Raw genomic sequence first — 13,442 nt, 5'->3', positions numbered from 1 at the left:
GAACCATGACCAGGTTGACCGGCAGTGCCAGAGTTGTACGGGGAATATTCCAATGCTTGCTGGGCCTGGGGTTGTCGGCCGGCATGGCGGCGGCGCATGCGCAGGCAGGGTTTCCCGATAAGCCGGTCCACCTGCTGGTGCCGGCGCCGCCGGGCGGCGCCGGAGACACCTCGGCCCGCGCCATTGCCCGCCACATGGCCCAGACCCTGGGCCAGCAGGTCGTGGTCGAGAACAAGCCGGGCGCCGCGGCCACCATCGGCTTCAGAAGCCTGGCCAGCTCGGCGCCCGACGGCTATACCATCGGCCTGGTGCCCGTGGCGGGCACGGCCATCGCCACCGTCACCTATAAAGACCTGCCCGACATTGGCCGCGATTTCGCCATCGTGGCCGGTATTGCCGACGCCCCGCACGTGCTGGTGGTGCCGGCATCGCTGGGCATCAAAGACGTCAAGGGCCTGCTGGCGTTGCTGAAAAGCCGGCCCGATTATTACAACTATGCCTCGCAGGGCGCCGGCTCGCTGTCGCACATCGAATCGGCGGTGTTTCTGGCCGAGGCCGGCGCATCGGCCACCCACGTGCCCTACAAAGGCAGTTCCGAAGCGATCCCGGGCCTGATCAGCGGCGCCACCAGCATGATGTTCGACAGCGTGTCGTCGGTGCTGCCCCATGTGCGCGCGGGCAGGCTCGTGGCGCTGGCCACCGCGGCCAGCAGCCGCGTGCCGCAGCTGCCCCAGGTGCCCACCATGGCAGAGCTGGGCTACGACCTGAAGGCCGACAACGCCTTCGTGCTGCTGGCGCCCGCCGGCACGCCGCCCGATGCCCTGCAGGTGTTGACCGAAGCCGTGCGCAAAGCGGTGGAAAACCCGGAAGTCATCGCCACGCTGGAAAACACCGGCATCGTTGCCAAGTTCACCGCGCCCAATGCGTTCGGCGCCGTCATCGGCCAGGAATTCGCCTTGTGGCCGGGCCTGGCCAAGAACCTGCTGCAGCCGTCCCGCTGAACCCGACCCCATACCGGATTTCCCGATGCCTTCTTTCAACGGGTCCGACTGGACCTTTCCCTATACCTCGCAGCGCATGCCGGTGCTGGCCGAGAACATCGCCTGCACCGAACAGCCCCTGGCCACCCAGGCCGCCCTGGGCGCCCTGGCCGCGGGCGGCAACGCGGTCGACGCCGCGATCGCCGCCGGCATCACGCTGACCGTCGTGGCCCCGTGCATGAACGGCATCGGCGGCGATGTGTTCGCCATGGTCTGGGACGGCAGGCAGCTGCACGGCCTGAACGCCTCGGGCCGCGCGCCGCAAGCCTGGACGCCCGAATACTTCTCGAAGTATCAGGCCATGCCGGCCCGCGGCTGGGATTCGGTCACCGTGCCGGGCGCCGTGTCCGGCTGGGTGGCGCTGTCGCGGCGCTTCGGCAAGCTGCCTTTCGGCGACCTGTTCCAGGCGGCCATACGCTATGCGCGCGACGGCTATATCGTCACGCCCATCGTCAGCCGGCAATGGGAAACCCAGATCGCCGACATCAAGCACATTCCCGGATTCGTCGAGGCCTTCGCGCCCGGCGGCCACGCGCCCGCCCCGGGGCAGCGCTTCATCTGCCCGGGCCAGGCGGCCACCCTGGAAGACATCGCGCGCACCGAAGGCGCGTCGTTCTACCGCGGCGCGCTGGCCGACCGCATCGCGGCGTATGCCCAGGCTACCGGCGGCGCCATGACCCGCGCCGATCTCGAAGCGCACGAAGCCGACTGGGTCGAGCCGATATCCATGCCATACCAGGACATCGCGCTGCACGAAATCGGCCCCAACGGGCAAGGCATCGGCGCCCTGATGGCGCTGGGCATGCTGGACGCCATCGATGCGCACCGCCTGCCGCTGGACTCGACCGAGTATTTCCATGCCCAGATCGAGGCCATGAAACTGGCGCTGGCCGACATGCAGCGATACGTGGCCGACAGCCGCCACATGCAGGAAGTCGACGCCCAGGCCTTGCTGGAACCGGCTTACCTGGCCGGCCGCGCGGGCGGCATCGATCCGGCCCGCGCTTGTTATCCCGGCCCGGGCCTGCCCCTGAAAGGCGGCACCACCTACCTGACCACCGCCGACGCCGGCGGCATGATGGTGTCGTTCATTCAATCGAACTTCAAGGGCTTCGGCTCCGGGCTGGTGGTGCCGGACACCGGCATCGCCCTGCACAACCGCGGCTGGGGCTTCAATCTGGTCGCGGGCCATCCCAACCAGGTGGGCCCGGGCAAGCGCCCGTTCCACACCATCATTCCGGGTTTCCTGATGCGCGGCGGCAAGCCGCTGATGAGCTTCGGCGTCATGGGCGGTTCACTGCAAGCCCAGGGGCACATGCAGGTGGCCGCGCGCATCGCGCACGGGCAGAATCCGCAGGCCGTCATCGACGCGCCGCGCTGGCGCATTCTTGAAGATAACGTCACCGTGCTGGTGGAATGGAATTTTCCCGAAGCGGCGGTGGCCGGGCTGCGCCAGAAGGGCCACCAGGTCGAGGTCGCGCCGCGCTTTTCCGACGAATTCGGCGGGGCGCAGGCCATCGCCAGGCTGGCCGACGGCTATGCGGGCGCGTCCGACCACCGCAAAGACGGCCACGCGGGCGGCTGGTAGCCCGCCCGCGGCGGCTAGCGCGCTTTGCCGCGCGCTTCGTGGGCTTCTTGCAGCAGGGCTTCGGCCTGGTGAATGAGGGTTTGCATGGCCTTCTCGAAGGTTTCGAGTTCTTTGGGGCTGAGGCAGCTGGCCAGCCGCTGCTGCCGCGCCAGGCTCAGCGGCATGCCGCGCTGGTATTTCGAGCGGCCGGCCGCGGTCATGCCCACCAGGATGCGGCGCCCATCGGTGGGGCTGGGCGTGGTTGCCACCAGCTTCTTGTCCAGCAGCTCGGCAACCGCGCGGCTGACCTGGCTTTTGTCGTACCGGCAGAAATCGGCGATATCCTGCACCGACTGCGGCCCCGCATTGGCCACGCACAGCAACACGCGCCATTGGCGCACCGACAGGCCCAGATGCGTGTCCAGAATGACCTCGATGCCGCGATTCAGCAATTGGCTGAGGGTAAGCACACGGTATGCAAGCAGGTTGGTCGGATCGACGCTGGGCGTTGTCTGTTTTTTGCGGGATGGCGCCATGGCGGTTCCAACGGTTTCGACGCGTCGATGATACAGGCAATCAGCCGCGCACCATGCCCCCAAACACCATGAAAACGGGAAGAATCCTGCCATGACCGACACACCTGTTCACGACTTCCTGATCATCGGCGCCGGCATTGCCGGCGCCTCGCTGGCGTACCGGCTGCGCGGCCGCGGCTCGGTGCTGGTGGCCGACATGGAAAGCCAGGCGGGCTACCACGCCACGGGCCGGTCGGCGGCCATGTTCATGGAAACCTACGGCACGCCCACGATCCAGGCCCTGACGCGCGCCAGCCGGCATTTCTATGAGCACCCGCCGGAAGGATTCTGCGCGCATCCCTTGCTGGCCGAGCGCGGCGTGCTGTATATCGCCCGCGACGGCCAGCAGCATCTGCTGGCGCAGACCCACGACGCACTGACGGCGGCGGGCGCGCGCATCCGCAAGCTGTCCGCCGCCGATGTCGTGGCCCGGGTGGCATGCATCCGGGCGGACGGCCTGCTGGGCGCCATCGCCGAGCCCGAAGCAATGGACGTCGACGCCAATGCCGTCCTGCAAGGGTTTCTGAAAGGCGCGCGGGCGGGCGGCGCGCAGTTCCTGTTCAATGCCGGTGTCACGGGCGCCGAACGCCGCGCGGGTGTGTGGCATGTGCAGCTGGCGAATGGGCAAACCGCGCGGGCGCGCACGGTGGTGAACGCCGCGGGCGCCTGGGCCGACCGCATCGCCGGACTGTTCGGCGCGGCGCCGGTGGGCCTGACACCCAAGCGGCGCAGCGCCTTCACCTTCAAGGCGCCCGACACGGCCGACCCGGCCGAGGTCGCGCACTGGCCGGCCGTCGTGGGCATCGACGAGAGTTTTTATTTCAAGCCCGACGCCGGCCAGCTGCTCGGTTCGCCGGCCAATGCCGATCCGGTCGAACCGCATGACGTCGTCGCCGAAGAGCTGGACGTGGCGCTGGGCATCGACCGGATCGAAACCGCCACCCACCTGTCCATCCGCCGGCCCACGCATACCTGGGCCGGCCTGCGCTCATTCGTGGCCGATGGTGAATTCGTCATCGGCCACGATCCGCGCACCGAAGGTTTCTTCTGGCTGGCCGGACAAGGCGGCTACGGTATCCAGACCTCGCCCGGCGCCTCGCTGCTGGCGGCCAACCTGCTGCTGCAAGACCCGCTCGATGCGTCGCTGCAGGAATGGCGGGTGGATCCACGGGTGGTGTCGCCGGCGCGCTAGCGCGGCTCCGCCCCGCGCACCTGGTGCGCCAGCTTGCGCCCCGCCACGCAGGCATCCACATTGGCCGCCATCGCCCTTGCGCGCCGCGCGATGGTGCCGTCGGTCCAGGCCGACATGTGCGGCGTCATGATGACGTTGTCCAGCCGCGCAAACGGCAGCCGCGAAGGCGCGGCCGCCTCGTCCGGCCGGGCGGGATACTGATACCAGGTATCGATGGCCGCCGCGCCGATGCGCTTGCGCAGCAGGGCGTCATACAAGGCCTGCTCGTCCACCACCGGCCCGCGCCCCACGTTGATCAGCATGGCGTGCTCGCGCATCTGCGCGAAAGCCGCGGCATCCACCAGGCCCTCGGTGGCCGGCAGCAGCGGCAGCGAGACCACGATGTAGTCCGACTGCCGGTAGAAATCGCCCAGGGAGTCCAGTCCGAACCAGGCATCCACCTCGTTCGATACCGGCACCGGGCTGCGGTTGGCGGCCAGCACCCGCATGCCGAACGCTTTGGCGCGCCGCGCGATGGCCTGGCCGATGTGGCCATGCCCCAGCAGCCCCAGCGTGGCCGAGCCGATCTCGCCATGCAGAGCGCCGGGCATGCCCGAACGGTAATGCCAGTCGCCGCGGGCCAGGCGGGCATGGGCGTCCGCCAGCGGCACGCGCCGGCTCAGGATCGCGGCCATGACGTACTCGGCAATCGCCGGGCCGTGGCCGTAGCAGTTGCACACCGCCGTGCGCGCCGGCAGCGCCGCCAGGTCGATGCGGTCGTAGCCGGCCGCGCACACCTGGTACAGCCTGGCGCGCTCCGGCCGGGGCATGGAAGCATCCAGGCGGTTGCCGACAATCACATCGGCCTGCCGATAGGCCTGGATATCGCCGGGCGCCTCCAGCCTGTCGGGCAGCACCCGGATGCAGGCTTCCGATTCCAGCGCGGCGCGGAAATCCGCAAGGTACGTCGCGGCATTCTGGCCGTGGAAAACAATATCGGTCATGACATTCTCAGTGGGATCGCGGCGCGCGGGCGCCGCCCGCCAGGGCGGGTTCGTCCGGGCAAAGGCCCTCAGCCCCGCAGCGCCGGCGGAAACGGCACGCCCAGCCGCCGGGTCCAGGGCTCGAGCGCGGCCGGGATGTCGGCGCCCAGGCTCACCCCGTCGCGGCGCTGGCGCGCGGCGCGGGCCAGCGCCGCGTCGCCCGGCACGCGCACCGGCCGGGCCGGGTCGATGGGGCGCGCTGCGCGCGTGGCGTCGGCCAGGGCCTGCATCTCGTCCAGGAAGATGTCGCGGCCCGCGAATGCGTCCGGGTCGATCACCTGCAGCAGGAAACCCTGGGCCTTCTCGCCCGACAGGCGCCCCAGCCCGGACAGGCCCAGCGACATCGCGCCCACCAGCATCGCCATGGCATAGCCCTTGTAGCCATGATCCATGCCGCCCAGCGGCAGGATGGTGCCCGGCGGATCGGTCGCCAGGGCGCCCGGATCATCGGTCACCTGCCCCTGCGCGCTCAGCAGCGCCGGCCAGGGCAGCCGCTCGCCGCGCGCCTGCACCTGCTTGACGAAGCTGTTGCTGGTCAGCGACGTGGTGGTGTCGATCAGGATGGGCGTGCCGCGCGTGGGAATGCCGGCGGCGATGGGCTCGCTGGTCAGCACCGCGTCCAGCCCGCCGAACGGCGCCACGGAGCGCACCTTGGTATCGGTGGCCCACAGCAGGCACAAGTAGCCGGCCTCGGTCAGGTCGGGCAGGTAGACCTGCAGGGCGCCGATGTGCTGGCTGTGGCGCACGGCGATGCTGACCATGCCCTGGCCGGGCACGCGCTGCAAGGCCGCCTGGATGGCCTGGTGCAGCACCCAGTGGCCCGGCAGCATGCCGGCATCCCACAGCAGGCAGGCGCCCTTTTCCGACACGCGCCGGATCTCGCCGCGGCGCTGGGTGGCGCCTTCGTCGATCTCTTTCAGGTAGCGCGGCAGCAGCGCCAGGCCGTGCGTGGCGTGGCCGTACAGGTCGGCATCCACCACCCGCCGCGCCACCACGGCGGCGATGGAGGGGTCGACGTCCATGGCCAGCAGGCAGTGCTGCGCAAATTCAATCAGCGCCTCGTGGGCGTAGCGGGCATCAGGCATGGTGGGTTCCGTATCGGGCGTCATGCCGGCGCCGCCTGCGTCTGGTCGGCGCGCAGCCACTTGGGCTGCAGCGTGGCGGCCAGCAGGCTGCGGGTGTACGCGTGGCCGGGCTGGTTGAAAATGGCCGAGGTGGGCCCCTGCTCGACGATCTTGCCCTGCTGCATCACGACGATGCGGTCGGCGAAGTGCCGCACAATGGGCAGGTCGTGCGTGATGAACACATACGACAGACCCAGGCGCGTGCGCAGGTCAGCCAGCAGGTCGATCACCTGCGCCTGAATCGACACGTCCAGCGCCGACACCGCCTCGTCGCACACCACCAGTTCGGGCTCGCTGGCCAGCGCGCGGGCAATGGCGATGCGCTGCCGCTGGCCGCCCGAAAACTGGTGCGGATAGCGCGGCGCGTGCTCCGGCTTCATGCCCACCAGTTCCAGCAGTTCGGCCACGCGGTCGCGCCAGCGCGGCCTGGCCAGGATGTCGCCATGTATCGCCCAGGGCTCCGAGATGATGTCGTGCACGGTCATGCGCGGGTTCATCGATCCGAACGGGTCCTGGAACACCATCTGCACCTTGCGGCGGAACTTCCGCATCTGCCGCTCGTTCATCCGGAAAATGTCCACGCCGTTGTAATACGCGGCGCCCGAGGTCGCGTCGAACAGCCTGAGCAGCATGCGGGCCACGCTGGATTTGCCCGAGCCCGATTCGCCCACGATGCCCACTGTTTCGCCGCGGCACACCTCGAAGCTGACGTCGTCCACCGCGCGCAGCACCCGCTTGCCGGCGAAGGCACCGGACATCAGCCGGTATTCCTTGACCAGGTGCTCCACGCGCAGCACGGGCTCCTGGGCCACCACGCCCGAGCGGCGGTTCGATACATCGGCCTGGTCGCCGTGCGGCAGCGCGGCCGTCAGCGTGCGGGTGTAGTCGTGCCGGGGGTTCGTGAAGACCTCGCGCGCGTCGCCCGCTTCGACGATTTTTCCCGACTTCATGACAATCACGCGGTCGGCCATCGACGCGGCCACCTCCAGGTCATGGGTGATCATGATCAGCGCCATGCCGCGCTCGCGCTGCAGGTCGCGCAGCAGGTCGAGAATCTGCGCCTGCACGCTGACATCCAGGGCCGTGGTGGGTTCGTCGGCGATCAGCACATCGGGTTCCAGCGCGATGGCCATGGCGATCATCACGCGCTGGCGCTGCCCGCCCGAGAACTGGTGCGGATAGAAATCGACGCGCAGTTCGGGCTCGCGTATGCCCACGCGCGCCAGCAGTTCGATGGCGCGCGCGCGGGCCTGCCTGGCGTCGGCGGCGCCATGGCACTGGAAAACCTCGGCGATCTGCCGCCCCACCGTGTACACCGGGTTCAGGTAGGCCAGCGGGTCCTGGAAGATCATGCCGATCTTGCAGCCGTTGATGCGGCGCCGCGCCTCGTCGTCCAGGCGGGCCAGGTCCTGGCCTTCGAACAGAATGCTGCCCTGAACGATGTCGCCGGGCGGGCAATCCACCAGCCCCATCACCGTGCTGGTGCTGACGCTCTTGCCCGAGCCGCTTTCGCCCAGAATGACCAGCGTCTCGCCGGGATGCACATGGAAAGACACGTTGTCCACCGCGCGCACCGGCTCGTCGTCGGACAGGAAGTCCACCGTCAGCCCGTCGATGCGCAGAATGGGCTGCTTGTCTGCTTGGGTATTCATCGCGCCGCCTTCTTCAGTTTCTGCAGCCGCCAGCGCTGCTGCGGGTCGGCCGCGGTGCGGGCCCAGCTCGACAGGATGTTGAGCGACAGCGTGGTCAGCATGATGGCCAGCCCGGGCCAGAAGGCGATCCACCAGGCCGTGGAAAGATAGCCGCGCCCGTTGGCCACCATCGCGCCCCAGGTGAACTCGGGCGGCTGGATGCCCAGGCCCAGGAAGCTCAGCGCCGATTCGGCCAGGATCACGGTGGCGAAGTCGATGGCCGAAATGGTGATCAGCGTGGGCACCACCAGCGGCGCGATGTGGCGCAGCACGATGCGCGCCGAACTCGCCCCCATCGAACGCGCCGCGCTGACGAACATGCGCTCGCGCAGTTCCAGCACTTCGGCGCGCGCGGTGCGCAGGTACACCGGCATGCGGGTGATGGCCAGCACGATCACCAGGTTGGTGACGCTGGGCCCCAGCGTGTACAGCACGATCAGCGCCAGCAGCAGCGACGGAAAGCTCATGATGATGTCGGCGCCGCGCTGGATCACATGGCTGTACCAGCTTTCGGTATAGCCGGCCACCAGCCCCAGCAGCCCGCCCACCAGCATCGAGGTGCAGACCGCGGCCGCGGCGATGCCCAGGGTATTGCTGGCGCCCACCACCAGGCGCGGCAGAATGGGCCGGCCCAGCGTGTCGGCGCCCAGCACATACAGCCAGCCGGCGTCCAGGTTGAACGGCGCCAGGTTGCGGTGGCGCAGGCCCAGCTTGGTGGCGGCATCGCCCATCAGCCAGGGGCCCAGCAGCGCGGCCAGCACCAGCAGAGCCAGGAAAATGGCGGCGGCCAGCGCCAGCCGGTCGCGCTTCAGGTAGTTGAGCAGCACCCGGGCCCGCCCGGGCCGGGCCGCGGGCGCTGCTTGCACAGAAGAGGAGATCGCAGACATGGTCAGTACCGCACGCGAGGATCGAGCACCGCGTACAGCAGGTCGATCAAAATGTTCAGGATGAAGATCGCGGTCGCGGTGACCAGGATCGTCGATTGCACGACCGCGAAGTCGCGCTGGATGATCGAATCGATCATCAGCTTGCCGATGCCCGGCCAGCCGAATACCGACTCGACGATCACCGCGCCGTTGACCAGGCCGGTGGCCAGGTCGCCGGCCACGGTAATGACGGGCAGCAGCGAATTGCGCAGGGCGTGGCCGAACACCACCGCGCGGCGCGGCAGGCCCTTGGCGCGCGCGGTCTTGATGTAGGGCGAGGCCAGCGACGACAGCATGGTGCCGCGCACCACCTGCACCAGCAGGCCGAACGGCCGCAGCATCAGCACGAAGATCGGCATCACCCAGAATTCCCAGCCGCCGGTGCCCGAGGTCGGCAGCACGCCCATGCCCACGGCAAACACCAGGATGGCCACGATGGCCACCCAGAAATCGGGCGCGCTGGCGCCGGCCAGCGACACCACGGTGGCGATGCGGTCGAACAGCCCGCGCGGCCGGGCGGCCGCCAGGGCGCCCACCACGATGGCCAGCGACAGCGACAGCAGCATGGCCACGAAGGCCAGCTTCAGCGTCTGCGGAAAAGCTTCCAGCGCCACTTCCATGGCCGAGCGGTGCTGCCGCATCGATTCGCCGAAATCCAGCCGCAGCAAATCGGCCAGGTAATTCCAGAACTGGATATAGATGGGCTGGTCGAGCCCGTTCAGGTGGGCAAAGGCCGCGCGCGCTTCGGGTGTGGAATCCAGCGGCAGGTACAGCGCGGAGGGGTCGCCGGTCAGGCGGGTCAGGAAGAAGACCAGGGTCAGCAGACCCAGTATGGAAATAACGCTATAGGACGCCCGTCGTCCAAGATAATGCAGCATGATCGGGTCCTTGACTTGCTAGAAAGGCAGCAACCGGGAACGCCGCCGCAGCGGCGCGGCGGCGTTCCTGGAAGGAAGCATCAGTTCTTGAACTGAATATTCGCGAGGGGGATTTCGCTGTTCGTGGTGATGTCCGGTTTCCAGTCCAGGCGCTTGCCCACGCGGGTGTAGCCGATCATGTGGAACATGGGAATATCCGGCACGATTTCCGTGCGCATCTGGCGGAAGATCTTCTTGAAATCGTCTTCGCGGGCCTGGCCGGTGGCGGCCATGGCCGTGTCGATTTCCTTGTCCACGGCGGGGTCGCTCACCGTCGAATACTGCCCGCTGGAGCGGTAGAAGATGGGAATGGTGAACGCCGCGTCGCCCTTGTTGTTGTCGTGCATCATCTGCACCAGGTTGGCGCCGCGCTCGGCCGGGAACGGCTTCTGCAGGTAGCGCGTCCAGTCGGCCACGTCCAGCATCACCAGCTTGACGTTCAGGCCCACGCCCTGCCACATGGTCATCATGGCTTCCATGGCTTCGGCGCCGTTCGGGTAGATGCCGTTGCGGCCGATCAGCTTGATCTCGGTGTCCACCTTCACGCCGTCGGCCTTGGCGGCCGCCACCAGTTTCTTGGCCTGCGCGGCGTCGTACTTCCAGGGCTCGAGCTTGTCGTCATGGCCGATAATGCCCGGCACCACCATCTGCGAGGCGCGCTGGATGTCGTCGCCGAACAGCTGGCTCAGGCCGTCCCAGTCGATGGCCAGGTTCAGCGCCTTGCGGATGCGCACATCGTTCAGCGGCGGCTGTTCGAGGTCGATGCGGATGGCGGTGGTTTCCGAGTTCAGGTAGGCGAAATCGGTCTTGGGATTCGAGGCGTCCTGGATGGCGATGGACGGCGTCAGGTCGGCTTCGCCGGTTTCCACCATGGCGGCGCGGATGGATGATTCCTGGCGCCAGACATAGGTAGCCTTGGTTACCGCCGGCTTCTTGCCCCAGTAACCCGGGAACGGATCCAGCACCACCGTCTGCGGAGAGAAAGTCGTGAGCTTGAACGGGCCGGTGCCGATGGGATCGTTCACGGCCTTGTCGACCGGGGTATTGGGCGACACCACCATCACCACGCTCAGCAGCGTGGGCAGGATGGGCTGGGGCCGGTCGGACTTGATCTCGACCGTGTATTCGTCCAGCGGCTTGACCGTCAGTTTGGCGTTGCCGAACTTGGCCATGTTGTTGCAGGTCAGCTTGCCGCCGGTCATGCGGTCGATCGAGAAGGCCACCGCCTTGGCGTCGAGCGCGGCGCCGTCATGGAACTTGACGCCCTGGCGCACCTTGAAATGCCAGGTGTTCGGATCGACCTGCTCCCAGCTGGTGGCCAGCTTCGGCATGGCCTTGCCGGTCTTGGCGTCGATAACGGTCAGCGATTCGGTGATGTTCTGGTTCAGCACCTGGCCGACGTTGGTCATGATGCTGCCGCAGGGCTCGAGGTTGGCCGGCTGTTCCGGCAGCACGATGCGGACTTCATGATTGCCGCCCTGCGCCAGGGCGGGGCCTGCCGCGCCGGCCAGGATGGCCGCCGAGACAAGTGAAACAATGCCTGCTGGATTCATGTCTTCCTCCGTTGGGGGTTGTGCAACAGTCTTGCGTTGTTCTTCTCGGCGATTGCCGGTGGCGGGCCGCGCCGCGGCGCGGCCTCGCCTGGGCTGCTGCTGCGCAGATCAGCTGCCGGCGCGCGCGATGAGCGCCTTCAGCATGTCTTTTTCTTGCGGTTTCAGGTTGGTCAGCGGCGCGCGCACCGGACCGGGCGTATGGCCGATGAGCTCGACGCCCGCCTTGATGATGGACACGGCATAGCCTTTTTCGCGGTCGCGGATGTCGGCGAACGGGAAGAAGAAGCTGTCCAGGATCTGCGCCATGGCGGCCTCGTCGTTGGCGTTCAGCGCCTTGTAAAAGCGCAGCGCCAGCTCGGGCACGAAGTTGAAGACCGCCGACGAATAGGTGCTCATGCCCAGGCCCTTGAAGCCCTGGGCGAACAGTTCGTGGGTGGGCATGCCGCCGATGTAGCTCAGGCGGTCGCCCAGCTTGGCGGTAATGTGGCGCACCAGGCCGGTCTGGCCGGTGCCGTCTTTGAAGCCGACCAGGTTGGGGCAGGCATCGGCCAGGCGCGCCACGGTGTCGGCGCTGGCCACCGAATTCGAGCGGTTGTACACGATGACGCCCAGGCCGGTGGCATCGCACACCGCCTTGACGTGCTGGAAGATGCCTTCCTGCGGCACTTCCATCAGGTAGTGGGGCAGCAGCAGCAGGCCATCGGCGCCGGCCTGCTCGGCGCGGCGGGCGATGTCCTTGGCCAGCTCGGTGCCGTAGCCGCAGCCCGAAATAATGGGCATGCTGCCCGCCGCTTCTTTCGCGGCGCGGGTGACGTCGCCGATTTCCTGCGGGGTCAGGGAAAAAAGCTCGCCCGTGCCGCCCGCGGCGAACAGGGCCGCGGCATCGAAGCCCGACAGCCAGGAGACATGCTTCTGGTAGCTGGGCAGGTTCAGGCTGAAGTCAGGGTTGAAGTGCGTAACGGGGAACGACAACAACCCGGATGCGATACGAGCCTTGAGTTCTTGGGGGGACATGCGTGCCTCTCAGTGTCATAGTATGTATTTCCGAGAAATCATATTATGACTTTTGAAGGCACGTCAATCACTTTGCGCGGCCACCGGCGTGCGGCGGGTCAGCGAGCGGTAGCGCTGGATGCCGATCAGCAGGTGGCGGCGCATGGCGTCGCGGGCGCGGTCCACGTCGCTGGCGAAAATGGCCTCGGCGATCTCGGCATGTTCGGCCAGGATGGTGTGGTCGCGGTTGGGCAGCGGATCGACCCCGCCCATTACCGTACGGAACTTCACGCGCGGGATCATGCGCCGGCCGATGTGTTCGAGAAAGGTCTTGAAGCGGCTGTTGTTGGTGGCCGCGGCAATCGCCATGTGAAAACCGAAATCGGATTCGTCGGTGGACCGCCCTTCGGCCATGAGCTGGGCGAAATGGTCGAGTTCGGCCTGGATGGCGGCTTCCTGGGCGGGCGAGCTGCGCGCCGCCGCCAGCCCGGCCGCCTCGACCTCGATGCCGATGCGCAGCTCGAGCTCTTCGATGATGTCCGAGATCTTGTCGGTGGCGTGCGAAAACAGCGTCAGGGTCTCGTCCGACTGCTGCGGCCCCAGCACGAACACGCCCGCCCCCTGGCGGGATTCCAGCAGGCCGTCGGCGCGCAGGGTGGCCACCGCTTCGCGGATGACCGTGCGGCTGAAGCCGAATTTTTCCACCAGCACCTGTTCGGTGGGCAGCTTGTCGCCCGCGGCGTACATGCCGCCCTCGATGCGGGACCGGAGCTCGTCGGCCACTTGTGACGAAAGGGTTTTCTTTCTGGCCTGGGCGGGGACAGGGGTTTTCATGGGTTCTC

12 protein-coding genes are annotated in these 13,442 nt (G+C 67.8%); 3 read left to right on the top strand and 9 right to left on the bottom strand.

Annotated features, from left to right (window positions below; translation table 11 throughout):
* Nucleotides 1–5 precede the first annotated feature (5 nt).
* Nucleotides 6–1,001 (top strand): Bug family tripartite tricarboxylate transporter substrate binding protein, encoded by a 996-nt coding sequence (locus tag J2P76_RS16795; RefSeq protein ID WP_207408815.1) that lies wholly within the window; start codon nt 6–8, stop codon nt 999–1,001.
* A 25-nt stretch (nt 1,002–1,026) separates the two neighbouring features.
* Entirely contained in the window at nt 1,027–2,628 is a 1,602-nt protein-coding gene (locus tag J2P76_RS16790) for a gamma-glutamyltransferase family protein (protein WP_207408814.1), read from the top strand.
* A 14-nt stretch (nt 2,629–2,642) separates the two neighbouring features.
* On the opposite strand, the gene J2P76_RS16785 is transcribed toward J2P76_RS16790, so the two are convergent.
* Complete coding sequence (locus J2P76_RS16785) at nt 2,643–3,143, bottom strand: MarR family winged helix-turn-helix transcriptional regulator (RefSeq protein ID WP_207408813.1); 501 nt, start codon at nt 3,141–3,143, stop codon at nt 2,643–2,645.
* Between the two features lie 91 nt (nt 3,144–3,234).
* On the opposite strand from J2P76_RS16785, the gene J2P76_RS16780 reads away from it, so the two are divergent.
* On the top strand, nt 3,235–4,374 hold the full coding sequence (locus J2P76_RS16780; protein WP_207408812.1) for an NAD(P)/FAD-dependent oxidoreductase: 1,140 nt from the start codon (nt 3,235–3,237) through the stop codon (nt 4,372–4,374).
* On the opposite strand, the gene J2P76_RS16775 is transcribed toward J2P76_RS16780, so the two are convergent.
* The 8 genes from J2P76_RS16775 to J2P76_RS16740 all read right to left on the bottom strand — a co-directional run bounded on the left by J2P76_RS16775 (nt 4,371) and on the right by J2P76_RS16740 (nt 13,434).
* On the bottom strand, nt 4,371–5,357 hold the full coding sequence (locus J2P76_RS16775; protein WP_207408811.1) for a 2-hydroxyacid dehydrogenase: 987 nt from the start codon (nt 5,355–5,357) through the stop codon (nt 4,371–4,373). The two genes, J2P76_RS16780 and J2P76_RS16775, sit on opposite strands and share 4 nt — an antisense overlap.
* A 68-nt stretch (nt 5,358–5,425) precedes the next feature.
* Nucleotides 5,426–6,505 (bottom strand): Ldh family oxidoreductase, encoded by a 1,080-nt coding sequence (locus J2P76_RS16770; RefSeq protein ID WP_207408810.1) that lies wholly within the window; start codon nt 6,503–6,505, stop codon nt 5,426–5,428.
* Nucleotides 6,502–8,172: an ABC transporter ATP-binding protein gene (locus J2P76_RS16765; protein WP_207408809.1), complete on the bottom strand. Its 1,671-nt coding sequence runs from the start codon at nt 8,170–8,172 to the stop codon at nt 6,502–6,504. Before J2P76_RS16765 ends, J2P76_RS16770 begins: the two co-directional genes overlap by 4 nt.
* Nucleotides 8,169–9,098, bottom strand: a complete 930-nt coding sequence (locus tag J2P76_RS16760; RefSeq protein ID WP_207408808.1) for an ABC transporter permease — start codon at nt 9,096–9,098, stop codon at nt 8,169–8,171. Before J2P76_RS16760 ends, J2P76_RS16765 begins: the two co-directional genes overlap by 4 nt.
* Nucleotides 9,099–9,100: 2 nt before the next feature.
* Nucleotides 9,101–10,015 carry an ABC transporter permease gene (locus J2P76_RS16755; protein WP_207408807.1) on the bottom strand — a complete coding sequence of 305 codons (915 nt, stop codon included), beginning with the start codon at nt 10,013–10,015 and terminating at the stop codon, nt 9,101–9,103.
* Nucleotides 10,016–10,095: 80 nt separating this feature from the next.
* Nucleotides 10,096–11,607, bottom strand: coding sequence for an ABC transporter substrate-binding protein (locus J2P76_RS16750; RefSeq protein WP_207408806.1), 1,512 nt, complete (start codon nt 11,605–11,607; stop codon nt 10,096–10,098).
* Nucleotides 11,608–11,715: 108 nt separating this feature from the next.
* Entirely contained in the window at nt 11,716–12,621 is a 906-nt protein-coding gene (gene kdgD / locus J2P76_RS16745; RefSeq protein WP_207408805.1) for a 5-dehydro-4-deoxyglucarate dehydratase, read from the bottom strand.
* A 63-nt stretch (nt 12,622–12,684) separates the two neighbouring features.
* Nucleotides 12,685–13,434 (bottom strand): FadR/GntR family transcriptional regulator, encoded by a 750-nt coding sequence (locus J2P76_RS16740; protein ID WP_207408804.1) that lies wholly within the window; start codon nt 13,432–13,434, stop codon nt 12,685–12,687.
* Nucleotides 13,435–13,442 lie beyond the last annotated feature (8 nt).

The sequence above is a fragment of the Bordetella petrii genome (genome assembly GCF_017356245.1).
Lineage (GTDB): Bacteria > Pseudomonadota > Gammaproteobacteria > Burkholderiales > Burkholderiaceae_B > Bordetella_A > Bordetella_A petrii_D.
The sequence above is the reverse complement of the archived record's forward strand: the minus strand, read 5'-3'. Positions and strand labels throughout refer to the sequence as shown.

Bases quoted from the DNA above. Each gene is read 5' to 3' on its own strand.
- J2P76_RS16740 (WP_207408804.1), bottom strand. From the start codon at position 13,434: ATGAAAACCCCTGTCCCCGCCCAGGCCAGAAAGAAAACCCTTTCGTCA.
- J2P76_RS16760 (WP_207408808.1), bottom strand. From the start codon at position 9,098: ATGTCTGCGATCTCCTCTTCTGTGCAAGCAGCGCCCGCGGCCCGGCCC.
- J2P76_RS16780 (WP_207408812.1), top strand. From the start codon at position 3,235: ATGACCGACACACCTGTTCACGACTTCCTGATCATCGGCGCCGGCATT.
- J2P76_RS16790 (WP_207408814.1), top strand. From the start codon at position 1,027: ATGCCTTCTTTCAACGGGTCCGACTGGACCTTTCCCTATACCTCGCAG.
- J2P76_RS16795 (WP_207408815.1), top strand. From the start codon at position 6: ATGACCAGGTTGACCGGCAGTGCCAGAGTTGTACGGGGAATATTCCAA.
- J2P76_RS16755 (WP_207408807.1), bottom strand. From the start codon at position 10,015: ATGCTGCATTATCTTGGACGACGGGCGTCCTATAGCGTTATTTCCATA.
- J2P76_RS16750 (WP_207408806.1), bottom strand. From the start codon at position 11,607: ATGAATCCAGCAGGCATTGTTTCACTTGTCTCGGCGGCCATCCTGGCC.
- J2P76_RS16765 (WP_207408809.1), bottom strand. From the start codon at position 8,172: ATGAATACCCAAGCAGACAAGCAGCCCATTCTGCGCATCGACGGGCTG.
- J2P76_RS16785 (WP_207408813.1), bottom strand. From the start codon at position 3,143: ATGGCGCCATCCCGCAAAAAACAGACAACGCCCAGCGTCGATCCGACC.
- kdgD (WP_207408805.1), bottom strand. From the start codon at position 12,621: ATGTCCCCCCAAGAACTCAAGGCTCGTATCGCATCCGGGTTGTTGTCG.
- J2P76_RS16770 (WP_207408810.1), bottom strand. From the start codon at position 6,505: ATGACGCCCGATACGGAACCCACCATGCCTGATGCCCGCTACGCCCAC.
- J2P76_RS16775 (WP_207408811.1), bottom strand. From the start codon at position 5,357: ATGACCGATATTGTTTTCCACGGCCAGAATGCCGCGACGTACCTTGCG.